The 22,123-nt window shown below is 59.7% G+C and carries 26 protein-coding genes, 1 tRNA gene and 3 pseudogenes; 13 read left to right on the top strand and 17 right to left on the bottom strand.

Annotation, left to right across the window (positions count from 1 at the left end):
• Nucleotides 1-2 precede the first annotated feature (2 nt).
• The 4 genes and pseudogenes from A4G99_RS16345 to A4G99_RS16330 form a co-directional block, all read right to left on the bottom strand.
• Entirely contained in the window at nucleotides 3-1,013 is a 1,011-nt protein-coding gene (locus tag A4G99_RS16345) for a site-specific integrase (protein ID WP_066145929.1), read from the bottom strand.
• 291 nt (nucleotides 1,014-1,304) lie between these two features.
• On the bottom strand, nucleotides 1,305-1,574 hold the full coding sequence (locus tag A4G99_RS16340; RefSeq protein WP_066145927.1) for a winged-helix domain-containing protein: 270 nt from the start codon (nucleotides 1,572-1,574) through the stop codon (nucleotides 1,305-1,307).
• 435 nt (nucleotides 1,575-2,009) lie between these two features.
• Nucleotides 2,010-2,978: a hypothetical protein gene (locus tag A4G99_RS16335; protein ID WP_066145925.1), complete on the bottom strand. Its 969-nt coding sequence runs from the start codon at nucleotides 2,976-2,978 to the stop codon at nucleotides 2,010-2,012.
• 151 nt (nucleotides 2,979-3,129) lie between these two features.
• Nucleotides 3,130-3,866: pseudogene (locus tag A4G99_RS16330) on the bottom strand (family 16 glycosylhydrolase).
• Between the two features lie 433 nt (nucleotides 3,867-4,299).
• On the opposite strand from A4G99_RS16330, the gene A4G99_RS16325 reads away from it, so the two are divergent.
• Entirely contained in the window at nucleotides 4,300-4,746 is a 447-nt protein-coding gene (locus A4G99_RS16325) for a methylated-DNA--[protein]-cysteine S-methyltransferase (RefSeq protein ID WP_066146680.1), read from the top strand.
• 310 nt (nucleotides 4,747-5,056) lie between these two features.
• Here the strand turns inward: A4G99_RS16325 and A4G99_RS16320 are convergent, their stop codons facing one another.
• Together A4G99_RS16320 and A4G99_RS16315 are read right to left on the bottom strand one after the other, a co-directional pair.
• The gene (locus A4G99_RS16320; protein ID WP_066145922.1) at nucleotides 5,057-5,791 is read right to left on the bottom strand and encodes an iron-sulfur cluster assembly protein; all 735 of its coding nucleotides are present in this window, start codon (nucleotides 5,789-5,791) and stop codon (nucleotides 5,057-5,059) included.
• Nucleotides 5,792-5,864: 73 nt separating this feature from the next.
• Nucleotides 5,865-6,947: an amidohydrolase family protein gene (locus tag A4G99_RS16315; RefSeq protein ID WP_066146677.1), complete on the bottom strand. Its 1,083-nt coding sequence runs from the start codon at nucleotides 6,945-6,947 to the stop codon at nucleotides 5,865-5,867.
• 129 nt (nucleotides 6,948-7,076) lie between these two features.
• Here A4G99_RS16315 and A4G99_RS16310 point away from each other — a divergent pair, with 129 nt between their 5' ends.
• Complete coding sequence (locus A4G99_RS16310; protein ID WP_066145919.1) at nucleotides 7,077-8,120, top strand: NAD(P)-dependent alcohol dehydrogenase; 1,044 nt, start codon at nucleotides 7,077-7,079, stop codon at nucleotides 8,118-8,120.
• A gap of 25 nt (nucleotides 8,121-8,145) precedes the next feature.
• Here the strand turns inward: A4G99_RS16310 and A4G99_RS16305 are convergent, their stop codons facing one another.
• The 6 genes from A4G99_RS16305 to A4G99_RS16280 all read right to left on the bottom strand — a co-directional run bounded on the left by A4G99_RS16305 (nucleotide 8,146) and on the right by A4G99_RS16280 (nucleotide 10,573).
• Entirely contained in the window at nucleotides 8,146-8,760 is a 615-nt protein-coding gene (locus tag A4G99_RS16305; RefSeq protein ID WP_066145916.1) for a DUF106 domain-containing protein, read from the bottom strand.
• A 90-nt stretch (nucleotides 8,761-8,850) separates the two neighbouring features.
• Entirely contained in the window at nucleotides 8,851-9,222 is a 372-nt protein-coding gene (locus A4G99_RS16300) for a hypothetical protein (protein WP_066145912.1), read from the bottom strand.
• A gap of 88 nt (nucleotides 9,223-9,310) precedes the next feature.
• Complete coding sequence (locus tag A4G99_RS16295) at nucleotides 9,311-9,487, bottom strand: FmdB family zinc ribbon protein (protein ID WP_190303786.1); 177 nt, start codon at nucleotides 9,485-9,487, stop codon at nucleotides 9,311-9,313.
• A 346-nt stretch (nucleotides 9,488-9,833) separates the two neighbouring features.
• On the bottom strand, nucleotides 9,834-10,070 hold the full coding sequence (locus A4G99_RS16290) for a hypothetical protein (RefSeq protein WP_066145905.1): 237 nt from the start codon (nucleotides 10,068-10,070) through the stop codon (nucleotides 9,834-9,836).
• Nucleotides 10,071-10,173: 103 nt separating this feature from the next.
• A tRNA-Arg gene (locus A4G99_RS16285) sits at nucleotides 10,174-10,246 on the bottom strand.
• Between the two features lie 24 nt (nucleotides 10,247-10,270).
• On the bottom strand, nucleotides 10,271-10,573 hold the full coding sequence (locus A4G99_RS16280; protein WP_394337463.1) for a twin-arginine translocase TatA/TatE family subunit: 303 nt from the start codon (nucleotides 10,571-10,573) through the stop codon (nucleotides 10,271-10,273).
• Between the two features lie 350 nt (nucleotides 10,574-10,923).
• Between A4G99_RS16280 and A4G99_RS16275 the strand changes: the two genes are divergently transcribed.
• On the top strand, nucleotides 10,924-11,748 hold the full coding sequence (locus A4G99_RS16275) for an HD domain-containing protein (RefSeq protein ID WP_066145896.1): 825 nt from the start codon (nucleotides 10,924-10,926) through the stop codon (nucleotides 11,746-11,748).
• Here the strand turns inward: A4G99_RS16275 and A4G99_RS16270 are convergent.
• Both A4G99_RS16270 and A4G99_RS16265 read right to left on the bottom strand, forming a co-directional pair.
• Nucleotides 11,745-12,850: pseudogene (locus A4G99_RS16270) on the bottom strand (glycosyltransferase). The gene A4G99_RS16275 and the pseudogene A4G99_RS16270 overlap by 4 nt on opposite strands.
• Before the next feature lie 41 nt (nucleotides 12,851-12,891).
• Nucleotides 12,892-13,938 carry a glycosyltransferase family 4 protein gene (locus A4G99_RS16265; RefSeq protein WP_066145895.1) on the bottom strand — a complete coding sequence of 349 codons (1,047 nt, stop codon included), beginning with the start codon at nucleotides 13,936-13,938 and terminating at the stop codon, nucleotides 12,892-12,894.
• Nucleotides 13,939-14,103: 165 nt separating this feature from the next.
• On the opposite strand from A4G99_RS16265, the gene A4G99_RS16260 reads away from it, so the two are divergent.
• The 3 genes from A4G99_RS16260 (at nucleotide 14,104) to A4G99_RS16250 (ending at nucleotide 15,651) form a co-directional block, all read left to right on the top strand.
• A complete protein-coding gene (locus A4G99_RS16260) occupies nucleotides 14,104-14,379 on the top strand; it encodes a ribonuclease P protein component 4 (RefSeq protein WP_066145892.1) in 276 nt (91 codons plus the stop codon).
• Between the two features lie 191 nt (nucleotides 14,380-14,570).
• Nucleotides 14,571-15,017, top strand: coding sequence for a DUF5799 family protein (locus A4G99_RS16255; RefSeq protein ID WP_066145888.1), 447 nt, complete (start codon nucleotides 14,571-14,573; stop codon nucleotides 15,015-15,017).
• 31 nt (nucleotides 15,018-15,048) lie between these two features.
• A complete protein-coding gene (locus A4G99_RS16250) occupies nucleotides 15,049-15,651 on the top strand; it encodes a protein sorting system archaetidylserine decarboxylase (RefSeq protein WP_066145884.1) in 603 nt (200 codons plus the stop codon).
• Here the strand turns inward: A4G99_RS16250 and A4G99_RS26055 are convergent.
• Nucleotides 15,648-15,803: a hypothetical protein gene (locus tag A4G99_RS26055; RefSeq protein ID WP_190303785.1), complete on the bottom strand. Its 156-nt coding sequence runs from the start codon at nucleotides 15,801-15,803 to the stop codon at nucleotides 15,648-15,650. The genes A4G99_RS16250 and A4G99_RS26055 overlap by 4 nt on opposite strands.
• 226 nt (nucleotides 15,804-16,029) lie before the next feature.
• Between A4G99_RS26055 and A4G99_RS25235 the strand changes: the two genes are divergently transcribed.
• Nucleotides 16,030-16,263, top strand: a complete 234-nt coding sequence (locus tag A4G99_RS25235) for a hypothetical protein (RefSeq protein ID WP_049805629.1) — start codon at nucleotides 16,030-16,032, stop codon at nucleotides 16,261-16,263.
• 207 nt (nucleotides 16,264-16,470) lie between these two features.
• Here the strand turns inward: A4G99_RS25235 and A4G99_RS26050 are convergent, their stop codons facing one another.
• The gene (locus tag A4G99_RS26050; protein ID WP_190303784.1) at nucleotides 16,471-16,644 is read right to left on the bottom strand and encodes a hypothetical protein; all 174 of its coding nucleotides are present in this window, start codon (nucleotides 16,642-16,644) and stop codon (nucleotides 16,471-16,473) included.
• Between the two features lie 331 nt (nucleotides 16,645-16,975).
• On the opposite strand from A4G99_RS26050, the pseudogene A4G99_RS16245 reads away from it, so the two are divergent.
• The 6 genes and pseudogenes from A4G99_RS16245 to A4G99_RS29420 all read left to right on the top strand — a co-directional run bounded on the left by A4G99_RS16245 (nucleotide 16,976) and on the right by A4G99_RS29420 (nucleotide 21,851).
• Nucleotides 16,976-17,427 (top strand): annotated as a pseudogene (locus A4G99_RS16245) (ferritin-like domain-containing protein).
• Nucleotides 17,428-17,476: 49 nt separating this feature from the next.
• A complete protein-coding gene (locus tag A4G99_RS16240) occupies nucleotides 17,477-17,767 on the top strand; it encodes a DUF5779 family protein (protein WP_066145881.1) in 291 nt (96 codons plus the stop codon).
• A gap of 234 nt (nucleotides 17,768-18,001) precedes the next feature.
• Nucleotides 18,002-18,802 carry a winged helix-turn-helix domain-containing protein gene (locus A4G99_RS16235; protein WP_066145879.1) on the top strand — a complete coding sequence of 267 codons (801 nt, stop codon included), beginning with the start codon at nucleotides 18,002-18,004 and terminating at the stop codon, nucleotides 18,800-18,802.
• Nucleotides 18,803-19,014: 212 nt separating this feature from the next.
• Nucleotides 19,015-19,689 carry a hypothetical protein gene (locus A4G99_RS16230; protein ID WP_066145876.1) on the top strand — a complete coding sequence of 225 codons (675 nt, stop codon included), beginning with the start codon at nucleotides 19,015-19,017 and terminating at the stop codon, nucleotides 19,687-19,689.
• Nucleotides 19,690-20,013: 324 nt separating this feature from the next.
• Nucleotides 20,014-21,033: a hypothetical protein gene (locus A4G99_RS29425; RefSeq protein WP_342764494.1), complete on the top strand. Its 1,020-nt coding sequence runs from the start codon at nucleotides 20,014-20,016 to the stop codon at nucleotides 21,031-21,033.
• Nucleotides 20,988-21,851 (top strand): hypothetical protein, encoded by an 864-nt coding sequence (locus tag A4G99_RS29420; RefSeq protein WP_342764493.1) that lies wholly within the window; start codon nucleotides 20,988-20,990, stop codon nucleotides 21,849-21,851. The genes A4G99_RS29425 and A4G99_RS29420 overlap by 46 nt, the downstream gene beginning before the upstream one ends.
• A gap of 6 nt (nucleotides 21,852-21,857) precedes the next feature.
• On the opposite strand, the gene A4G99_RS28835 is transcribed toward A4G99_RS29420, so the two are convergent.
• Nucleotides 21,858-21,992 (bottom strand): hypothetical protein, encoded by a 135-nt coding sequence (locus A4G99_RS28835; RefSeq protein WP_255359111.1) that lies wholly within the window; start codon nucleotides 21,990-21,992, stop codon nucleotides 21,858-21,860.
• Between the last annotated feature and the right edge of the window lie 131 nt (nucleotides 21,993-22,123).

Below are 22,123 nucleotides of genomic sequence, written 5' to 3'. Positions count from 1 at the left end.
AGTTAAATTCCGTCTAAATACTTACTCCGATTCTGACGTTTCTGCTCCTTATCCCGAGCATCGTAATGTTGGTCAAGAACCTTCTCGGAGACATTCATTCGCTCGGAGACAATGGCCTTCGGCACATCCGAGTCAAGGTGATGTGTGATTGCACTTCGTCTGAGTGGATGGCTGCTCACCGAATCAGGGCATTTTGAATAACCCTTGTAGGAGGTACCCTCGCATTCATCCATGTCTCTGTTATGCGGACAACTCCCGGCGAAGTAGCACGGTCGAGTAACTTTGTAGGAGATTTTGGAGATTGTTTTGTAGTGGAGTCGTCCATGTTTTGAGGCGAGGAGCGGGTCTCTACCGTGTTCATCCTTCACGTCCGGGCGTTGGGTATCAAACCAGTCATCGAGGGCTTGTACCAGTCGAGAGTCGGTTACGCTGACGTTGCGCTCCCCTTCGCCCTTGAGCTTGAGTGCCGTTCCCTGTGTTGGCCGATGTCGTACGGCCAAGTACTGCTCGTCAGGGTGCCAATCTTCTACATCAAGCGAGTGAAGGGAAGACCGTCGCATACCGGTATGATACAGGACGTGAAAGACGATATGAGCCGTTGAAGCCCACTCGTACCGGCAAAGGTAGTCAATGATTTGCATTGCCCTCTCGTGGCTAATATGGACGTCACGCGCCTTTTCAGAATCAGAGACTGTTGGGACAATGATTCTCTCCGGGATTCCCTCCTGAACTGCTCCGACACTTTCGCACCACCTGATGAACACGCGGAGAGTCTGGATGTGATACTGGAGAGTGACGATATTCAAATCGAAGTTTTCCATTCTCCAGTTTTTGAACTGCTCGCAGTGCATTCCGTTGAGCGAAGACAACTTGTCCAAGTCGCTCTCCTCGTCGAACCATTGGACAAAGTAATTTAGCCGATATCGATGATTTTCGACAGTGCTGGTTGTAGCGTCGTGGCGTGATTGTAAGTACTGTTCTAACGCGGATTCGGGTGTAAGCTCTGTTGTCATCGTGGCGATGTCCTGTCGCCTTCAAAGATGAGAGCAGGTGTCCAGTGGCATGCAATGGCGGTTGAGAGGCCCCGCGGTTGCCTCGCGGCACGCGACAACGGAAGCGTGCGCGGAGGTTCGGTGCAGGTCGTGAGCGGCTGCGAAACGACCTGTAATGGCAAATCCCGGCGAGTCCACTTCTCTTTCACTCGATTCGCATGGAGCAATAGGCAGCCGATTTTACCCAATCACTCGCCCAAGGGCATTCAGTATCGTTTAGAACAGGCCGAGTAGCACTATTCTCCCACTCACTCACAGCGACTCCTCGTTTAACTCCAACTCACTGGCATCCAACTCGCCAGCCAGATACGCCTCACCCTTGTCCGTGATCCGATAGTACGACCCCGTCTCACGGACTTCGTCAACGAGACCGACACTCTCCAAGAGAGGAAGCCGTCGTTTGATGGTTGAATACGAAATACCCGTACCCTCCAGCTCGAAGTTGACTTCGAGTGCTTTCTTGTTCAGAGCGACGCCGCTCGCGCTGAGAAGCTCTAGAATTCGGTCATCGTTTCCCGTCATCCACGATGATGGTCGGCGTCGCATTGGAAGTGGCTCACAAGACCAGAATCTTAACGACACCGAATATGTAATTGATTGAACAAATATTGGTTCATAATGACTATATTTTTGGTCAAGTTTTATTATCACGGTGAGTCAACTGAATGGTACGGAAGCTACCAACGGCCAACTCACCACAGAAGCCCCATTTGGAGAGTCGAAGCGTCGAGGGTCGTGCTGGCTTCCGTATCCGTACCATGCCCCGAGAACAGCCGGACGACACGCGTGAAACGACATTTCCTCGCTGCCCGCACTGTGACACGCCGGTCATCATGGTCGTGACGAGCGGGCCGTGGACCCACAACTGCCAGCCTTGCGGGTGCCCGATCACGGAGAAGACCATACGGAAGCTTTCCGAGAAGTAGCGAAATCCGAACCACACGACTCCACCTTCAACTACCGCGACCACGCCACCACGGACCCGCCCATCGAATCGACCAGTTCGACGGCACCGAACACGGCCAGACAGGAGACGAACGCGACGGTGCCCAACTTGCCGCCAGCGCCGACGAACGAAGGGGCGACGGCGACGAAGACGATTCCGCAGAGCGTGCCCGCCAGCGCGACGTGCCCTTCGTGGCCCAGTCGGTCCGTGGTGGACATGCCGACGAAGGACGCACAGAACGCGACGGTGGCGAGCGTCGAACCCATGGCCGGAAGGGCGAGGGGGAACGCCACGCCCGCGACGAGGCCGACCAGTGCGGAGCCGACTACCGCGCCGAGTTCCAGGCGGACGCTCAGCACCACCGTGGCGATGGCGGCCAGTATCGCCACCGGGACGACGACCACGGCGTTCGACCACTGTGGAAGCGTCGCGGCGGCGTAGCTGGCGTCCGTGAACGTGGCCGTGGTGGCACAGCCGAACAGGGCGAGCGTACCGAGTTTCCCGCCGAACCCGTGGAACACCTCCGTCGTCGCGACGTACGCGAGGCCCGCGACCGTTCCGGCAACGAGGAGGTAGTTGGCGGACGGGAACAGCGCTGGCGACGCCATCCCGACGAACGACCCGCAGTAGGCCGGGACAGCGACTTCCGGTTTCCCGACGCCGACGAACAGACCGACGAGGGCGGACGCGACGACCGGCCCGAATCCGACCTGAACGCTGAGGAGGTAGGTGGCGACGCTCGCCACGAGGACTGCGGCCCAGTCGGCGACGTCCGACCGCGAGAATCCGGGGAGGTCGGCGTCCCCGAATCCGCGATCACGTCTGACGACGGTGGTAACCCCGCCCACGAGGACGATGCCGCCTTCGAGGGTGGTGACATCCACGGGAATATCTGCGGGGGAGAGAAACGCGCTCGCGAGCAGTGCAAACGGCGTCACGACCAACGCGAAAGAACCGGCGTCACGGACCAACTTGTCCATGGGTACCACTGGTCGAAACGGATAGTAGTTAGTTGCGGTTTTCCCGCCGCAAACCTCGCCTCTGTCTGGCGATTTTACCGAATTATCATTCAGTTCGGAACGGTGACGGTCGGCGAAAAAATCGAGTCGGTGAGCCGTTCGGTTCCGCCGTTCAGACCCAATCGTAGACGCGGATGTAGTCCACTTCCATGCGCTGGGGGAACTGCGTGCTGGCGTCGGGTGCACCGGGCCAGTTGCCGCCGACGGCGACGTTGAGCAGGAAGAAGAACGGGCCGTCGTCGAACACCCACTCGCGACCGGCGTTCTGTGCGTCGTACAGCGTGGTCACGAAGAACTGCTGGCCGTCCACGAAGAACTTGATCGCGTCGGGGTACCACGTCAACGTGAACGTGTGGTAGGCGTCCGAGAACCAATTGCTCTGGCTGTAGGAACCGCCGACACCGGCACCGCCGGAGTCGGGACCGTGGACGGTTCCGTGGACGGTGTCGGGGTCGAACCGATGAGTTCCATGATGTCGATTTCGCCGCAGTCCGGCCAGCCGACCGATCCGATGTTGGAGCCGAGCATCCAGATGGCGGGCCAGATACCCTGTCCGTAGGGGAGTTTGGCGCGTACGTCCACGCGGCCGTACTGTTTGTTGTACTTCCCTTGGGTGGTCATCCGGGCCGAGGTGTAATCACAGCCGCCGTACTGCTCCTCGCGGGCCTCGATGACGAGGTGGCCGTTCTCGGTCCACGCGTTGTTTGCCCGATAGTATTCGAGTTCGTTGTTGCCCCAACCGTTGTTGTTGCCGGTTTCGAAGTTCCAGATACTGGTATCGATGGTATCGAACTCGTCGCGCCAACTGAGCGTCCAGTCGTTGTTGTCGAACGATTCGGTGTGAATCATTCCCGGTCCCGCGCTCGCGGTCGAAGTGGCGAACGCGCCGCCACCGAGCGTGACCGCCGCCGTGCTCAGGAACCTTCGACGGTGAAAGCCGTCACCGGTCGGTTTGTCGTCCGTCGGTTTACCGTCCGTCAAATCGGATGCGTTATCGGAATCCATAGTTCTCACGGCATCGGTCGCTACCTCCTCCATCCACCACGAGTGGGAGGTTTCGGTAGTCCACCGATGACACCAATTACCACCACCTAACAATATTTAATTATTTATTCTAGCTATTGTAATTATTTATCGGCGGATTGTTTTGGCCACTACAAGAAGAATATTTAACAGGTTCGTCCCGACGATCAGTTTCAGTCCGTGGTGATCGGTTATACCGACGGAAGGCGTTCGTAGAACACGGAGAAAAAGCCGGTCTCGAACGGCTATGACCCGATTCATGAACGTAGATATCTTCGAAACGACCATCGAAATCGATGACGGCCGAATCGCCGAATCGAGTGACGAGATTCGAAAACAGGTAGCCGAATACGAGTCCGGTGACCGCACGACCTTCGACCTTCAGGTCACGGTTCCGGAGGGGGTGACCGGAGCGGTGATGAACGCGATGAACGCCATTCCGTACGGCGAGACGCGAACGTACGGCGACCTCGCCGCGGCGCTCGATACGACGCCCATCGCCATCGGACAGGCGTGTGCTCGGAACCCCGTCCCGCTGGTCGTCCCCTGCCATCGCGTCGTCGGGAGCGACGGCGCGTTGAAAGGCTACTCGGCGGCCGACGGAGTCACGACGAAACGACGTCTGCTGGACCTCGAAGCCGAGCGGAGTGGCCATTCACGGCAAACCCGACTAGCGACGAACGAGATGCACGAGACACAGCAATAATCCCGACAGAAATGACCAGTACGGAGCGATACTGATACGATCCACTACGAGGCGAGCGTCACGATAGGAGAGAGTGGCGGGGCGGGGATATGGGCTGGAGTGATGGCGCCAGACCAGGACCGTCCGTCAGGGGGATTCGGGACTACCTCGCCACATGCTATTCATTACCATGGTCAAGTAAATGCTTTGTGGTGATTTTCGAAATTAAAACAGTATTCGTCTCTATCCAAATTACGGTTGTCAAAACGAGATGATCGTGGCGGGAACCGTGAGTTCGAGGGAAGGCGTCGTCGTCCATCCCCTTCGTCCCCTACTGTCGAGCGAGTTCGGCCCGACGGGACTCGTGGAGCGCATCGCAGACGCCACCCTGTCCGCTCATGTTGACGTGCGCGAGACGTGCCCTCCGGTGGACGAGTTCAGCCTCGTCCGGGTCGATATCGTCCCCCTCCGGCGTTCGAAAGAGCCGATCATTTTCGGCGACTCGTCCGGTTTGCATCGCTTTGTCGAGATACCGCCGGAGCGGTTCGACGTCCACGACGATTTCGACCGCCCCCTCACGAACCCCGACGGCCACGTACTCGTCGAAGAACCGGCAGTCGTCGCGGGTCAACAACGCGATTTGTTCGTGGGTCACGCCCGCCGCCAACAGCGTTTCGACCGCGTCGTACTGACGCGCGAGTCGAGCTTTCGCGTCGAGCGTCGAGCGTACCTCCGCGATGCCACCGTCGGCGTCGGGAAACGTCGCATCGAAGGAGTGGTCGTTGTTGACGCCCACGGTGACCTCCCGGGCGTGCATGTGCTCACGGAGTCGCATCGAGCAGCGAGCGACGCCCGAAAGTCCCTCGACTGCTTCCCGGCCGTCGAGCGCCATCATCCACGCGAACGCCGGCGAACACCACGCCGTCGGGAGCGTGAACGACACGTCGACGTGTGCACCGCCCTCCTCGGCTTCGACTTCGATGTCGTCGATGTATTCGAGTTCGACGATGGAGCGGTCGAGTTCGGGGTCGGTCACGCGTCGAGCGCCGACAGAATCGCCGCGCACGTCGGCACGTCGCCGGGGTTCTCCGATACGGCCGTTTCGTCGTTTCCGATGTCCAAGCTGTCCCCCGACATGGTCAGTCGTCGGCGGTCGCGCCACCCTCTTCGTAATGCGTTTGCAAGCCGAACTCGTCGGTGATGCCGTCGTCGCGGAACTGTCTTTTCTTCTCCTCGATGTCGATGTCGTACAGGCGAGCGGCGTTCTCGCCCATTATCTTCCGCATGACCTCCGGGGTGAGTTCGATGCCGTACTCGTCCTTCTGGTCGTCGGTGAGTTCGGCGTTCATCACGGTTTCGACCAGCCAATCGGGGTTCCACAGCGCGTAGTCGCTCCCGAACAGCAGGCGGTCCTCGCCGAGCCAGTAGAGCAGTTCGCCCATGATTTCCCCGAACTTACGCGGGCGGTTTTGCGCCATCGGGGCGGCCACCGCGAGTCCTCCGTACACGTTCGGCTCTTGGGCGGCCAACCAGCAGAAGTCGTCCAGTCGGGGAAGCCCGACGTGTTCCACGACGAAGTTGAGTTCGGTGAACGAAGTCGCGGCGTCGTCCACGTCCTTCACGTCGAAGGCGTCCTTGTTCAGCGGCCGAATGGTCGGCCCCTTGTGTGGATGGATGTTCTCGATTCCCAACTCGGCACACTTTTCGAGATACTCGAAGGCTTCCTCGCTGTCGAGCCGCCACCCTTTCGAATCGTCCAGCCACTCGGCGGTGTAGAGTTTGACGCCCTGGATGTCGTACTCCTCCTTCTGGCGTTCGAGTTCGCGTAGCCCTTCCTCGCCCTCCCGGGGGTCGAACCGCCCGTTGACGATGAAGCGCTCCGGGTTCTCGGCGGCGAAATCCGCGTTGGTGTCCACCGTGTTGAACCCCTCCTCGTAGAACTCCTCCAGATGGGTGGGTTGGAAGATTCCCATGTCCACGGCACCGTTACCGAACAGGTCTTCGAGCATTCGTTCCTGCGGATACTTTCGGTACTCCTCCAGCGTCCACTCGCGCTCGGCGGGCGTGAATCCGGTGTGATAATCGTAAAAACACCGGATGAACTGCTCGCCTCCTTCGTGGATGATGTTCTCCTCGCTTGCATCCCAAAAGTGGATGTGCGAGTCGATGACGAATACGTCCTCCTCGTTCTCCCATCGACCGTCCCCAGTTCCTCTGTACATGTCCATCTAAGTAATGGGCCGAACTCACATAATCTTCATGTATAATCATGCAATATGTGTGTCCCAAATCATATGCCCGGTGACTCATTCACGAATATTTATGACTGAAGCAGGAGTGGTTTAGACGTCATGGAAGCCGCACGCCTGCACGCGTACACCGACGACATGGAAAACGGCCTCAGCATCGATGAAATCGACAGGCCGGAACCCGAACAGTCGGACCACGTCGTCGTCGAAGTACAGGGGGCCGGATGGTGCCAGACGGACAACCACATCATCGAGGGGTTGTGGACGGACTACGTCGAACAGACCCTCCCGATGACCCTCGGCCACGAGAACGCCGGGGAAATCGTCGAAGTCGGCGACGAGGTGAAAACGGTGAGCGTCGGTGATACGGTCATCTGCCACCCCGTGATGACCTGCGGACAGTGCCGCCAGTGCCGTCTCGGCGAGGACATGTACTGCGAAAACGTCCGGTTCCCCGGACTGACGACGGACGGCGGGTTCGCCGAATATTTGCTCACCAGCGAGCGCTCGGTCATCCCGCTCCCCGACGGCGTGGACCCCGTGGAGATCGCTCCCCACGCCGACGCCGGAATCACGGCCTACCACGCGGTCAAGAAAGCGACCCGAGTGTTGAACCCCGGCGACCACGCCGTCGTCATCGGGGTCGGCGGACTCGGACACATCGGCCTCCAGTGTCTCGACGCGATGAGCGCCGCCGAAATCACGGCGCTCGACGTGAAGGAGGAGGCCCGCGATCTGGCCGACAGCCTCGGCGCACACCACACGGTCGATCCGACGACCGAGGACGTGGCGACGGTCATCGGGGACATCACCGATGGCGCGGGTGCCGAGCAAGTCATCGACTTCGTCGGGCGGGACGAAACGACCGCCTACGCCCCGGATATCGTCGCCCCCGGCGGCGATCACCACATCGTCGGCTACGGCGGCCACATCCACGAACCCTCCCAATCGCTCGTGAACGGCGAGTTCTCCTACCGCGGCACGCTCGTCGGCCGCTACACCGAACTCCAGGAACTCGTCACGCTAGTCGAACGCGGCGACGTCTCCCTCCGAACCTCCCGCTACGATCTCGGCGACATCAACACCGTCGCGGAAAAACTCGAACACGGAGAAATAGAGGGTCGGGCGGTCATCACGCCGCCGTGACGGTACGGTGAGCGTTCGACCGATTCTAGGCGAGAACGCGCGACAACACGCGGCGCGAGACGAAACTGGTCGAGATCGATCCGCCGACGTACCACACGAGCCACACCTTGACCGGCCCGATGAGCGTCGCGGTCAGCGCGATGTGGCCAACGACCGGGAGCGAGAGGGCGAGCGGAACCGTCGCCGCCGCCGGGTTCGCCATTGCCCACCGAATCCAGAGGAACACCGGCACCGTGAGGAGCATGCTCCACGCCAGCGGGCGGAACTGGAGTTTCAGCATCGCAAGCCAACTCCGCAGCAGTTCCGTCTGCTCGTCGGCAATCGAATCGGTTCCGTCTCCATCCTCCTCGGTCGAGGACGAGATTCGTTTCTGGAGGGTCTCGATGCGTTCCTGTAGTCGCTCCATCCTCTCGGAGTCACCCAAGAGGAGTCGGAGCGTCGTCGAGTACAGACCGGTCGTCCCGGCCAACCCGAACAGGAAGACCGAGACGGGCAGGAGTGTCGCAAGCGGGCTGAGAACGAGGTTCACCGCCATCGCTATCGATCCTTGCACCGGTGCCAGATAGTATCCGGACAGCAGCGCCAGCGCGAGGAGTCCAGCGAATTTGTCGTACACCGTCCAACTGGTTTCGAGGACCATGACCGTGAATTCGTGTCTCTACTGATCAATCTTCTGCAGAATATAGTTCCATCGGACACATTCGCCGGGCGGCGAATTCCGGAGAATCCGCTACGCGCTCGTCCCGACCCACTCCGCACACAGTTCGATCGTCGGGAGCAACGGGACGTCGCTGTCGCTGAGCGCGACGAACAGCGCCCCGTCCTCGTCCGGGAAGTGGACGACGACCGCTTCGTCGAACGTGTAGAGGGCGAAATCCAGCGCGCCGGTGCGGAACACGTTTTCGGCGTCCTCGCGCGCTTCGGTTTGGAGTAGCGACTCGTCGTGAAGTCGCTCGAAATCGTCGGGTCGAAATCGCCCATCGATGTCGGCACGGGTGAACAGGAGTTCGTACCCGTCGGGTCGCGCATCGGCGACCACCAACAACGCCGACCCGAGTTTCGATTGGAGGGCGGCGACGAACGCTTCGTCTGACTCGAACACGGTAGAGGAAGTTCGATCACCGGAGCCATCAAGGTTTGGTGCGATTTGCATCGAAATCGAACGACTAGACGACCGATCGTCCTCCGGGTCAACCGCCGTTCGACTCCCCTACACGCTCGATATCGGTCGAACCGCAGTACGGGCAGTTCAGATCGGGAAGGTCCGCCAGCGCCGTCGAATACCGGAACGTGCGACCGCAGTAGTCACACCGATACTCGTCGCCCGCTATCGTGAAGAGTCGTCTGACCGCGTCGAGGAGACCCATCGAGGAACCTTCACCACGAAACCACATAACGTTCGGTCGTCGTTCGTCCGCGAGACCCGTCGGTCGGGGATCACAACCCGGAGTACGCGATACGCGAGATGGATTTCAGACCGAGTCGGGTCACATTCGATGCGAACGACGAGCACGTCCTCGATTTCGTCGTTCCGACCGTCCTTCGGAAGGGAGAGAGAACCGAGACCGTCACGAACGGTAAGAAGAGAACCGGTCCACGACGGCTCGGTCTTGCCTGACTTGGCTGTTTGAGCGGCATCGGAAGACGCCGCGTTTCTCGCTCACCGTTGTCGAGCAATAAATCTTTCACCATGACTTCGGGATTTTACGAAGATCACACACGATCCACATCGTTCGGTGCCGATTTGCTCACTTCGTTCGCGACACAGACGCCGCGGGAGCGTACGTCGAAAAGGCAGTCCGGGCGTGGCGGGAGCGAGTGAAACGAGATATTCCGGGCATGCGGCGCTTTGCTCACGGCGTTGCCGTTCGCATCGAGGCGCTTCGCGCCTCGTAGTCGCGCCGTTCCGGGCTGTGACTCGTAGGATTCGAATCCCTTGCCCGTTTTCACATCACTTCGTTCGCTGGAAAACGGGCGTGGCGGGACTCCCGCGAGCGAGGAACGAGCGAGGGGGAGTAAGCCACGCCCGTTGACGGAGCGTAAGCGTAGTCAACGGGCGTGGCGGGATTCGAACCCGCGGTCGAGAGGTTAGGAACCTCTCGCCCTATCCGCTAGGCCACACGCCCTCATATAATTTCGAAGAAAAACGTCTACGAGTCGGTTTCGGTTTTCGTGTTGGTGCTGGTTTCCGTCTCCGTCTCCATCTCCGTCTCGGTTTCCGTGGGGGAAACGGGTTCGCTCTCGACTTCCTGTGCAGGACTGGACGTGCCGGAGCTCTGCATGTCTTGGAGTTCCTGCTCGACTTCTTCACGACCTTTCTTGAACTCACCCATCGCCTCTCCCGTGGAGCGTGCGAGTTCCGGAATCTTGTTTGCACCGAACAGGAGAACCGCGATGAGCAGAATCACGACGAGTTCTGCTCCGCCGGGAATCGGCCCGAATAGTGGTATCATTTCGAACATCCTCTACCAGTTTCTTACCCATTGCCAACTATAGGCTTTTTGCTCTTCTCAGGGTCGAGACCACGACGCAACGAATCGCCTTCGTTGCTCGAAAACATCCCGCTCGTCGTTTCTCTCCCGTCTCATCTCACAGAACGATGACATCGGATGCCTGCCAGTAATCCGCCCTGACGGCGTACGTTGCCACGGGCAGTCGGGACGCAAACGTAGCCGAGAGGGTCGGACACCCTACTAGATGGACGAAAACGGCTGACGGAACGTCGGCGTGGCGGCTACCCGTGCGTAAATAATCAGGAACGCTCCCCGAGAGCTTTTCCCTCCAGAACGAGAATAGGGTCGGCATGGATACGGAACCAGCCGAAAGTGAAATCGATGACGGGCGGCATGCCTACGACCCGGATGCCGAACACGCCTTCCCCGACGAAAAGCTGAACGAGGTGCTCGAATTCATCGCGAACGACGAGGAGATTCAAGCGTATCTCGACGCCCAGAACGTCAACGCGGTTACGCGCAAGGGATACAACGATCACGGGCGAAAACACATCGAAATCGTTCGAAATCGTGCGCTCCTCCTCTATGACCTCCTGAAACGCGGCAACGTCGAGTTCAACGGTGCGGCCGACGAGGGACTGGACGAATCCGACGAGAGCGTCATCATCGCCTTCGCGTCGACGCTCCACGACATCGGTCACATCGTCCACCGCGACGATCACTCCTACTACTCGATTCCGCTCGCGGCCGACCTCCTCGACCGGGTTCTGCCGAACTTCTACGACGTCGAAAACACGGTGCGGATGAAGGGCGAAATCCTCCACGCGATTCTCTGTCACCACACGGAAGAGGACCCGCTCACGACCGAAGCGGGTGTCATCCGCGTTTCGGACGCGCTCGATATGGAACACGGCCGCTCGCGCATCCCGTACGAGAAAGGTGGCCGCGGTATCAACACCGTCTCCAGTCAGGCCATCAAGAAGGTCACGCTCCGGCAAGGGGACACCGTCCCCGTCCTCGTGGAAATCGAGATGCTGAACGCCGCGGGTGTGTATCAGGTCGATAACCTGCTGAAGGCGAAACTCCACGGCTCCGGACTCGAAGACGACATCCGTATCGTCGCCCTGAACGTCCGCGAAGGAAGCGACCACATCGTCGAGCGCGTCGAACTCTAACGGACGTTCTCGTACACGGCCGCCAACTGCTCGACGGCCCGTTCGACACTGACCTGATTTCTCCGGGCGAGACACGTTTCCCGAAGTTCGTCGTGCTCCGCCAGCGCACGGCGAATCGCGGCACGGATTCCCTCGATGTCGCCGCTCTCGAAGTGATACCCTGTTTCTCCCGCGACGATGGTGTTCGACAGCGCGCCCGCGTTCGCACCGACGACGGGTGTCCCACAGGCGTTCGCTTCGAGCGCGACCAACCCCTGCGTTTCGACCGGACTCGGAAACGCGAACACGTCGAGGGCGGTGTAAAACGCCGCCATCTCGTCGCGTTCGAGAAAGCCGAGGAACCGAACGTCCGCGTCACAGTCAGCCGCCTGCTTTTCGAGCGACTTTCGGGCGGGACCATCGCCGCCGAAGAGGAGGGTGACGTCCATCCCGTCGCCGCCTCGATGACTTCCGAGAGGCGTTTTTCGTAGCCGTGGCGGCCGGTGTAGCCGATGATCGGAGTGTCGACGTCGAGGTCGTACTTCCGGACGAACGCACCGGTTTCGACCGGGTGAAACCGCTCGATGTCCACGCCGTTCGGGACGACGTGAACCGGCGCATCGACGCCGACCGTTTCGACGACGTGCCGTTTGGTCGCCTCGCTCGGCGTGAGAACCGCATCGGAGCGCCCGAAGAACCACCGTTCGTACGCACCTGCGGCCCGTTCGACGTAATCCGCGACGGAGTCGTTCGGGACGAGGTAATCCGCGTACTCGCCGGTCGGTGTGTGATACGAAGTCACGAACGGCCGGTCGTGTTTTCGGGCGAGGCGAAGGCCGCCGACGCCGATGGCGAAGGGGGTGTGCGCGTGAACGATTTCGGCGTCGAGGACGGCCTTCGGGATGCGGGGCGTTCCGAGTCGATACCCCTCGTAAAACGGGAACGGCAGGCTTCCGATGGGATGTTCGCCTTGCTCCGGCGTGTAGCCGTCGGATTGGGGATACACCACGTCCATTCGACCGCCGTTCTTCTCCCAGAAGTCGCGCCACGTCCGTATCGTGTAGGTGACACCGTTGATGGTCGGTAGATATGTGTCCGTGAAAGCGGCGACCCATCGGCTCATTAGTCGAGAATTGGAGGACGGGGTGTTAAGGACTTGTGACTTCAGACCAGTTTTGAATACGTCTCGACAAGTTCCTCGCCGACCCGCTCCAAACTGTGCTCGGCCGCGGTTTCACGGGCGTTCTCCCCGAGACGTTCCCGTAGTTCGGGATCCCGGTGGAGCAGTTCGAGCGCGCGGCGGAACTCCGTCTCCGTCTCGCATTTCAGGCAGTCCACGCCGTGCGTGAAGAACTCGTCGAAGACGGGGATGTCCCGGAGGACGACAGCCTTGCCGCAGGCCATCGCTTCGAGGACGACGATTCCCTGATTTTCGACCTTCGCCGGGAAGCAGAACACGTCGCCTGCCGCGAACGCACCGCGTTTGTCCTCCACCCACCCCGAGAACGTGACGTTGTCCGGCGGGTTTTCGGTCCAGCGCTTGACCGTCGAACTGGCGTGCGGGCCGTCGTCCACGGTTCCGAACCACACGAAGTCGAACTCCGTCTGTTGTGCCACTCGGCAGAACGTCGTGAGACCCTTGCGCTCGAAGACGTTGCCGAGCGCGAAGACCACCATCCCGTCCAGGTCGTAGCGCGCGCGGTACTCGTCACGGAACGACTGGAATCTCTCCAGCGATTCGGCGTCAACACCGTTCGAAATCGGCTGAATCGGCGCATCGACGGGATAGCGTTCGAGGACGGATTTCGTGTATTCGCTCGGACAGAGCACGAGGTCGGCCTGCGAATAGAACCACTTCAGATAGCGACCGAGGGGGCGCGCGGCGATGCTCGACCCGCGAAAGCTCTCGGCGAAGTCCTCGCTCGTGACGTGCGCGTGGAGGACGAGCGGGATGTCGTTGCGCTTGGCGTGGCGTGCGACGGCGATTGACCCCGGCCCGATGACGTTGCAGTGAGCGAGGTCGAAATCGGCGAAGAAACCACTCCCTACCGCCCCCGATGGGAGTGCATGGAGGGGAGTTTTTCCGTTCCACGGCGACGTGACGACGTCCACGCTCGTCCCCGCGAGAGCCTTGCGTTGCTGCTTTGTGGAGGTTCCGATGCCGCTACGGGCCAACTCGGATTCGAGTTCGAGGTAGTTGAGTACGCGCACTGCGGGGGAGATGGCACAGTGACCCATTACTCCTTTCGGAAAGGAGTCATTGATCGACCGCAAAGTATTTGTTCCCGTACGAGCATGACTCGCATGGGGCAATACAGGAACGATTTCTATCCTTGTCCTGTCTCGCCCCGGAAACCCCCCACCCCCCCATTCCGAATGACAGTAGCTCAAGAGCGAATAGAGCGTCTCACCGTACTCGCACGGGACGCCACCGCAGAGTGTAACGACGACCGAGCGCGCGAATACGTCCGCCTCGCCAGACGAATCGCCGAACGCCAGCGGTTGTCCCTCCCGAGACAGTTCAAGCGATTCACCTGCGATGCCTGCGACGCCTACCTCCGCCCCGGAAAGAACGCGCGCGTCAGACTCCAGGACGGCCACGTCGTGGTTACCTGCGACTGTGGTGACCAGGCGCGCTACCCGTACGACTGACCGCTATCATCCTCCTCCAGCGGTTTTTGATTCCGGCGATATTCTCCCCGGAAAGGAGTGATTACACCCTCTTTCGCCCGCCGTAGGAACCCCCTACTGCGGGATTCTCGACACCACGGTTGCAACTTCACCGCTTGTTTTCCACAAGTGTAGACGAAAACACCAAGTCTCGTGCCACATCAATGTGGGGTATGAGCGGACAACGGTGGACGGACATGATCGTGGGGGACAGGATGGCTGTCGATAGGGAGTTCATGGAGGAAGTGACGAACTCCCAGTTTTCACGGCAGGAGTGGGGATTGGTGATGACGGCCGTGGAATTCGAGATAGAACACCCCGAGGACGACGAGCGCGCGAAACTCGTGGCGGACACGAGCAAGGTCGAGCAGGTGATGCCCGAGATGGACAACATCCAGTCGCAGATGAACTCGATGTCGGGCCAATCATCGAAAAAGGACAGTAAAGGCGTGTTTAGCTCCGTCAAAAGCGCGCTCGGGTTGGGCGGCGGCGACTCCGGCGTCGACCAGGACCGACTCTCGGCGGCCGAGGCGTTGGCACAGCAGTACGCCGACGAACTACAGGCCCGCCTCGAATCGAAGGGGAAGTGGGCGCGCGTCAGGACCGCGGTTCAGGACTGATGGGCGGGTCACGGCATGGGGGGTCGAACCGATGAAGATCGTTCCGGACGCGTGGCGATACGCCGCGCCGCCGCTGTTGTTGGCCGGACCGCTGGGATTCCTCTCGCCCGTTGGGACGCTGCTCGCGCTGGCGACGGGTGGTGCAATCCTGCACTTCTTCCGCGACCCGGAGCGGAACCCACCAGTGGAGGGAATCCTCTCGCCCGCGGACGGGCGCGTCTCCGTGATTCGGAAGGAAGGAGACCGCGTTCGCGTCGGCGTGTTCATGAACGTCACGGACGTACACGTCAACCGCGCGCCGGTGGGCGGACGCGTCGAGTCGGTCGAACACGAACCGGGAAAACACCGTCCGGCGTTCAGCAAGGATTCGGACAACAACGAAAAGGTCCACATCGGGTTTCCGTCCTACGACGTGACGCTCATCGCGGGCGCGTTCGCGCGGCGGATCCATCCGTACGTCAAGTCGGGCGACGAACTGGAACGCGGGGAACGGTTGGGCCACATCGCGTTCGGTAGCAGGGCGGACGTACTCCTGCCACCATCGGTCGACGTGACGGACATCGAAGTAAGAAAGGGACAACGCGTGCGCGCAGGGGAGACGGTGTTGACTCGTTCCGAGGTGCGGAGCGACTAGTCGCTCGAATAGTCGCCGCCGTGGAAGAGCGTCAGTTCCTCTGCCTCGTAGATGTTGACGAGTTCGGTGATGATTTCGTCGTAGGATTCGTCCTCGACACGCAGGCTGTCGAGTCGCGAGACGGTCTCCTCGTCGAGTGTTATCTTGGGCATCAGTGCCCCATACCGCCCCGACGTTCATTAAAGCATAGGCCGGGGGAGATTTTGGGGATGGTGTCATTCCCCCAATTCCGACTGGAAACCGACTTATCCGCCGAGTAAGGGGTCGTTACCGGAATCGTAGAGTTGTCTTTCCGTTCGATAGTGGTTGGTTTCTCCCCGACAGCCACCGGATAACAAAGTACCCACACTGATGTTAGTCGTACCGACGAGGCTTAGCATGACAACGACAAACAGTCAGATTGCAAGTGGCAGTGACACAGTCGCCGAAAACCGATGCCGAAGCTGCGGTTCCTTCGTGACACGCGATTTCGCACGCGTGTTTGGCAACAACGAGAACGAGGTCTTCGGCTGTCTCGAATGTATGACCGCGACTGAAGTGAAGAAGGGAGGTGCGCGCGCGGAGTTCGTGGACACCTCGAAACTCGTCGGCGGTCGAGAGCCGATTCGCTGAGTCGAACCGGCAGTTCGTCTCGGAACCGTACTGGGGGGTACGGTCGAAAGTGGGGTCGGTTTCCGGAAGCGAGGGAGGAAAAACCGTTTGCGGTTCTTTTTCGGATGAGACGGAAATGGCAAGCGTCGGCGTCGCTCGGAGTTATCGTTCAGAGTTGTCGCTCAATGGTGAGAGGATACGGAGAAACGATCGACGGGTGAAATCCCGTCAGTCCGCGTCGGCCGTCGGTTCGGTCAGCAGTTCGCCACCGCGCTCGAACACGCGGCTTGCATCTGGTGCTTCGTACGGCGGTGTGTGGCTGATTTCCGCCATCGTTCGTTTCTCTCGATTCGATCGTCCGCCATCCGTCGTCGGTTCTCGGTGTTGGTTGTCGTCTGTCATTGTTTGTGTGCGTTGGTCACGTCGTCTCTATGCGGTGGTTTAGCTTGCCACGATGCACTGTCGGCTCAGTTTCGTGTCGATTCGGTCGTTTTCTGGTGTGAGTAGGCAGGGGAATCAGACCCCTACGATGAGAATCGGGCCGACAACAGCGTCGCTCGCATCGGTGTGCGAGACATTGACTTGCTGTTTCATCGTTAGCATGTGTATGTGTGACACAGATATATAACCGTTGTGCGCGAGGCAACGATTGCCGGTCGGTAGCGGACGGTTTCGAACGAGTCCGGATGAACCGCCACAATCGTAAGGAGGGTTCACGTCGTATCGTCGGACGATGACGAGCGAGGAAGTAACGGACCTACTCAAAAAGGCGTACAGCGACGAAATCGAAACCGTGATGAACTACCTCACGAACTCCATCGTCCTCGAAGGAGTGACGCCGAAGAGGTGCGTGAGAGCCTCGAAGAAGACATTCAGGAGGAGTTGGGTCACGCAGAGCGAATCGGGCAGCGACTCAAGCAGTTGGACGAGCGGCCGCCCGCATCCTACGACTTCGAGGCGCGACAGGAAGGACTGCAACCGCCTGAGGACAGCACCGACGTGCTCTCGGTCATCGAAGGGGTTCTCGAAGCCGAAGAGGACGCCATCGAGACCTATCGGTCGGTCATATCGGCAGCGACGGACGCGGACGACCCCGTTACCGAGGACCTCGGAGTCACCATCCTCGCCGACGAGGAGGCCCACCGGACGGAGTTCCGCGGGTTCAAGCGAGAGTACGAAAACTGATTGACACACCAAGGCAAGGATTTTTCTCGGGGCGATGAGAGATACCGCCATGAACGATTCCGGGTTCGATTTGGACCTTCAGGCGGCCGAACAGGATATCGACTTCGACGAGGATGCCCGTGTCATCCTCGGCGTCCTCGACGGAACGACCGCCGTCGAGGAACGAGTCGAGGCGATAGAGCGGGGACACACGCTCGTCCTCGCCATCGACGGCGACCTGACCGAATTGGCGGCCGATCTCGCACCGGCCGTGAAAAAAGGCGGCGGGAATTTGGTGCATTTCCGGAAGTTTCTCATCATCTCACCGCCCGACATCGACATCGATACGAGCGAACTCTGAGAAACGCCCGCGCCGATGGAGGTAGACAGTAGAAAACCACTGCCCGGATTGCGTCAACGAGGACCACAGGGTGGCCCAAGCGGTAAAAATACAGTAGTAGTATATAAAAATTCCATTCTAGAGCGCACAAATTTGAGCTACTCGTAGAAAATACCTATTCGTATGGAATTTGATATCTGGCTGGTTGAGAGCGATAGTGAAAAGAATCGCTCCGATGTACTGACACCCGCCGCCATGGAACAACACCAGTCCCTCATCAAGTACGTGCTTCGCTCCGGGGCACGAACGGCAGTGTTGCAGGCCATCGTCGATGGCGACGAGACGACACAGGCACTGCTGAATCGGAACCTCGCGAGCGAATCCGCCGTGTACAACGCACTCACGGAGTTGGAAAATCGTGGATTGATCTACTCCCCCCGGGCGAAGCGCTGGGCACCGACGGGAACAGGGTCGGTCGTCTGTGACCTCGTCCGTGAACAACGGGAAACGGAACAAGCACTCGCGATCGACGCCGACTACTGGCAGCGACACGACACCGCCGCGCTCCCCTCCACCGACGTGTTTCGTATCGCCGACCTCGTCGACGCTACCGTCGTCCGAGCGACCGACACTCGCCCGTCACAGGCGGTACGGGAGATCGAACGCCGACTCGAAACCACGACATCCGCGTCGGTCATCGCACCCATCTTCAACGAACGATTTTCGGACGCCCTCCTCGATGGCCTCGACGACAGCGGGAAATCGCGACTGATTCTGGGAACGAACGTCCTCGACTCCCTCCTCGAAGAACCGTCGATCCCCATGAACGACGAGTTGGAGGTCCGAGTGGCGAACGTCTCGTTCGCCTTGACGGTGACCGACGACAGCCTGTTGCTCTCGCTTCCACTGCTCGATGGGTCTTACGACGCGGGGACGGAACTCATCGCCGACTCCGAACGGGCACATCGGCGGGGAACGAAGTTGTTCGAGCACGTCTGGAACGACGCCGAACCGGTCGCCGACTACATCGAGTCGCTCGACGACACCGTCGCGTAGCGGCCGTCCGAATCCCGAATTCGGCCACCTGTATCGAGCGATTCGACGTGACACACCCGGTTCCCGATTTTTCGACCGAATCGATCCCACCCGATCGAGGTTTCCCTTCGAGTTCCGACCGGTCCAGCCCCGAGCACGTACGCCGCCGACGGGCCGTCCGCACACGACCTGTTCCCCCGTCGATTTATGCGTTCTCCGACGGTAGTCGGGGTATGCCCTTGAAAGAGACGGATGCGTCGAACACGTATCGAGAGATCGACCGATGGGACGGTGGCGTCGGTTGGCTGGCACATCCGGACGAAACGATGGAGCGGGCGAGTCACGCGCTATCCATCGACGGTGATGTGTGGGTTATCGACCCGGTCGATGCCCCGGAGATAGACGAGTTGTTCGCGGAGTTCGGCACGGTCGCCGGTGTGGTCGTCCTCCTCGACCGCCACATGCGTGATGCCGAGGCTGTCGCCCGGCGACACGACGTGCCGCTGTACCTACCCACGTGGGTTCGCCGGAGCGTCAGCGGCGTTCCCGTCCGTCGGTTCGGCACGACGCTCGCCGATACGGAACTACGGGTGTTGAAGTTGTTCGACAACCCGGCGTGGCAGGAGGCCGCACTGTACGACGAAACGGATGGGACGCTCGTCGTCCCCGAATCCGTCGGCACTGCGGACTACTTCCGAACCGGCCACGAACGGTTGGGAGTCCACCCGATGATCCGACTCTTCCCGCCGGACGAACTGCGAGGGTTGACACCGAAACGTATCCTCGTCGGACACGGTCCCGGCGTCTTCGACGACGCGCCGGTAGCGCTCGCCGACGCGCTGAACGGGTCTCGTCGTCGATATCCCTCCTTGCTGCTGGAGACCGTTCGTGGATTCGTATCGATGTGATACTGAAGAATTACAAACTGCCGATAGTTTTTTAACATCCGATTGATACCTACGACGTATGTGCCTTGAGAGCCGGAATCAAACCCCTCCAGAGACGGAGGTAATCCGGTGACGATTTCGTTCGATTCCCACGCAGACGGAATCGTAATCCAGGACCCAATCGAGCGGCGCACGTTCTCCCTCCATACGTTCGACGCGGTTCACCCCGTTGCTGTCGACACCGATTCGTTTTGTTTTCCGGTCGACCGCGCAGTTCGCGTTCGGACTTCCGGGCTTCGCCTTCCAATCCCGACGGCGGTCTACGTTCGCGATGAGTCCGGTGAGATGTTGACGAGTATCGAAGGAATTCAACGCGAGGAGCTTCCGAGCGGGACGTACACCATCGAACTCTGCCCGCCGATCAAACTATACTTGCACGTCGAAGGGACGGTCAGTATCGGCGCTTCGTTCGAGGACGTGACTATCGATTTCGGCTCGGTAGTGGACGTGAACATCGGCGGGCGGTCGCTTCACCGACGTCCGGCGGGAACGGTGACGACGACGACTGACCCGGCAGACATGATGGCAGCGATTTCGACGTTCGGGTCGGCGCTGAAGACGACCAGTCCCGAACGGTCGTTCCCGACACTTCGGGGCCATCCCCCGACAGTCGAACTCGGCGAGGAACTCCACGTTCCGGACGGATTGAAACCGCCGGAAACGGGCATCACCGTCGAGGTTCCACCCGAGTACGGTTCGATTTTCCCCGTCGCACCACTCGCATACTATCTCGGGGCGGAACTCGTACCCGGAAACACGCCACGAATCGTCACGGACGAATTCGAACACCCGCTCGACACGTCCCTCGGCTTCGAAAAGGAGGTAGAACGGGTACTGAAACAGACGTTCCTCTTCGACTGTATCGCCCGTACCGAGGGGTTGTATCCGGTCAACCTATACGAACGTAGAGAAGTCGAATCGATGGTCGATTTGGACTTCGCAACGCTGTACGATACTCCGTTTGCCAAACGCCTGGAGGCGTATCTCTCGGTTCCGTACAATCTAATAGAGGAGTTCGTTCCGGACTGGCAGTTGACCACCCACGTATCACCTACGTCCGATAACGTCGAGATGCTCCCGTTCCTCGTCAACGACCTCGCGATCATACGGACGCCACACGCGAAGGAGGTGTCCGCATCCTCGATACAGGTACCCGCAGTCGAGCAGTTCGTTCGCGGGAAGACGAGAAGTCTGTCCGAAACGGCTACCAACCCGCGTTCGTTCATCGAACCCGAACCGTCGGACTCGCTCGAAGAAGTGTGGGTCGCGACGAGGCGCCAATCGGAGCGAGCAAGGCGACGGTGACCGCGTTTCGAAACAAACTCGAACGCACCGCAACGGAAGGGGATATCGGTATCACGGTCGTTTGTAACGACGCCGAAATGGACGAAGAGAGAGACCTCGCCGACGAGGTATACGGGTCGGGACGGGATCTACCGTTCGATGTGACCGTTCAGCACGAGTTGACCACGGAGGAACTCCGTGCCCTCCTCGAATCCGAAGCACAGTTCCTCCACTACATCGGTCACATCGACGAGAGCGGGTTCAAATGTGTCGATGGAACGCTCGATGCCACTGACCTCGACTCCGTCGGCATCGAAGCGTTTCTACTCAACGCCTGCCAGTCGTACCAGCAGGGGATGGCGCTCATCGAAGCGGGTGCGATCGGCGGCGTCGTCACGTTGAGTGATGTAATAAATAGCGGGGCAGTTCGGGTTGGGAAGGCGATGGCGCAACTACTCAACCGTGGATTTCCGCTCTCAGCGGCATTGAACATCGCCCGCGACCGGAGCATCATCGGCGGCCAATACACCCTCGTCGGAGATGGCACCATCAATATCGTCCAAGCGGAAAGCGACGTTGCGGTGTTCTTCGAGATCGAATCCGAAGGGAACTCGTTTGAGCTGACGCCGAGAACGTACAATTCCAGCAGCGGTGGCATCGGCGGTCTCGTCATACCGCGTCTCTCGGACCAAAACGAGACGTATCTCTCATCGGGAGCGTTACCATCGGTCACGCTTACCAAAACCGAACTGGAACGAAATCTCGCGTTGGAGAACGTGCCGGTTTACCTCGACGGACAGTTCACGTGGAGCTACGAGATCGATGTGAGTTCGCTCTGAACGCTTCTACGGACCACGAACATGCCCGGCCCACGCACCAGCCACGCTCCCTGCCTGCGTCAGTAGCAACACGATCGTGAACAGTACGCCGATCATCCGCGGATTTTCAGCCAGATAGGTCGTGAGGTCTCGATTTGCCATATCATAACCACCCACTCGGACCAATATTAAATTAACTATTATAAAAATATGAAAATATAGTGGAAATACAGAGGAGATATTAATTATCCGGATGCTATAAAGAAATACATCGCGAAACGGGATACCTCTGT

Origin of the sequence: Haladaptatus sp. R4 (assembly GCF_001625445.1) — an archaeon.
Lineage (GTDB): Archaea > Halobacteriota > Halobacteria > Halobacteriales > Haladaptataceae > Haladaptatus.
Note: the sequence above shows the minus strand (reverse complement) of the source record. Positions and strands in the feature narration are given on the sequence as shown.

What these genes read in the sequence shown, in the direction of transcription:
- A4G99_RS16230 (WP_066145876.1), top strand. Translation starts at nt 19,015, where the DNA reads ATGCCCTTGAAAGAGACGGATGCGTCGAACACGTATCGAGAGATCGAC.
- A4G99_RS16275 (WP_066145896.1), top strand. Translation starts at nt 10,924, where the DNA reads ATGGATACGGAACCAGCCGAAAGTGAAATCGATGACGGGCGGCATGCC.
- A4G99_RS26050 (WP_190303784.1), bottom strand. Translation starts at nt 16,644, where the DNA reads ATGACAGACGACAACCAACACCGAGAACCGACGACGGATGGCGGACGA.
- A4G99_RS16305 (WP_066145916.1), bottom strand. Translation starts at nt 8,760, where the DNA reads ATGGTCCTCGAAACCAGTTGGACGGTGTACGACAAATTCGCTGGACTC.
- A4G99_RS26055 (WP_190303785.1), bottom strand. Translation starts at nt 15,803, where the DNA reads ATGCCCAAGATAACACTCGACGAGGAGACCGTCTCGCGACTCGACAGC.
- A4G99_RS16310 (WP_066145919.1), top strand. Translation starts at nt 7,077, where the DNA reads ATGGAAGCCGCACGCCTGCACGCGTACACCGACGACATGGAAAACGGC.
- A4G99_RS16255 (WP_066145888.1), top strand. Translation starts at nt 14,571, where the DNA reads ATGAGCGGACAACGGTGGACGGACATGATCGTGGGGGACAGGATGGCT.
- A4G99_RS16235 (WP_066145879.1), top strand. Translation starts at nt 18,002, where the DNA reads ATGGAACAACACCAGTCCCTCATCAAGTACGTGCTTCGCTCCGGGGCA.
- A4G99_RS16250 (WP_066145884.1), top strand. Translation starts at nt 15,049, where the DNA reads ATGAAGATCGTTCCGGACGCGTGGCGATACGCCGCGCCGCCGCTGTTG.
- A4G99_RS16335 (WP_066145925.1), bottom strand. Translation starts at nt 2,978, where the DNA reads ATGGACAAGTTGGTCCGTGACGCCGGTTCTTTCGCGTTGGTCGTGACG.
- A4G99_RS16340 (WP_066145927.1), bottom strand. Translation starts at nt 1,574, where the DNA reads ATGACGGGAAACGATGACCGAATTCTAGAGCTTCTCAGCGCGAGCGGC.
- A4G99_RS16325 (WP_066146680.1), top strand. Translation starts at nt 4,300, where the DNA reads ATGAACGTAGATATCTTCGAAACGACCATCGAAATCGATGACGGCCGA.
- A4G99_RS16315 (WP_066146677.1), bottom strand. Translation starts at nt 6,947, where the DNA reads ATGTACAGAGGAACTGGGGACGGTCGATGGGAGAACGAGGAGGACGTA.
- A4G99_RS16260 (WP_066145892.1), top strand. Translation starts at nt 14,104, where the DNA reads ATGACAGTAGCTCAAGAGCGAATAGAGCGTCTCACCGTACTCGCACGG.
- A4G99_RS29425 (WP_342764494.1), top strand. Translation starts at nt 20,014, where the DNA reads ATGTTGACGAGTATCGAAGGAATTCAACGCGAGGAGCTTCCGAGCGGG.
- A4G99_RS28835 (WP_255359111.1), bottom strand. Translation starts at nt 21,992, where the DNA reads ATGGCAAATCGAGACCTCACGACCTATCTGGCTGAAAATCCGCGGATG.
- A4G99_RS16280 (WP_394337463.1), bottom strand. Translation starts at nt 10,573, where the DNA reads ATGATACCACTATTCGGGCCGATTCCCGGCGGAGCAGAACTCGTCGTG.
- A4G99_RS16295 (WP_190303786.1), bottom strand. Translation starts at nt 9,487, where the DNA reads ATGGGTCTCCTCGACGCGGTCAGACGACTCTTCACGATAGCGGGCGAC.
- A4G99_RS16345 (WP_066145929.1), bottom strand. Translation starts at nt 1,013, where the DNA reads ATGACAACAGAGCTTACACCCGAATCCGCGTTAGAACAGTACTTACAA.
- A4G99_RS25235 (WP_049805629.1), top strand. Translation starts at nt 16,030, where the DNA reads ATGACAACGACAAACAGTCAGATTGCAAGTGGCAGTGACACAGTCGCC.
- A4G99_RS16240 (WP_066145881.1), top strand. Translation starts at nt 17,477, where the DNA reads ATGAACGATTCCGGGTTCGATTTGGACCTTCAGGCGGCCGAACAGGAT.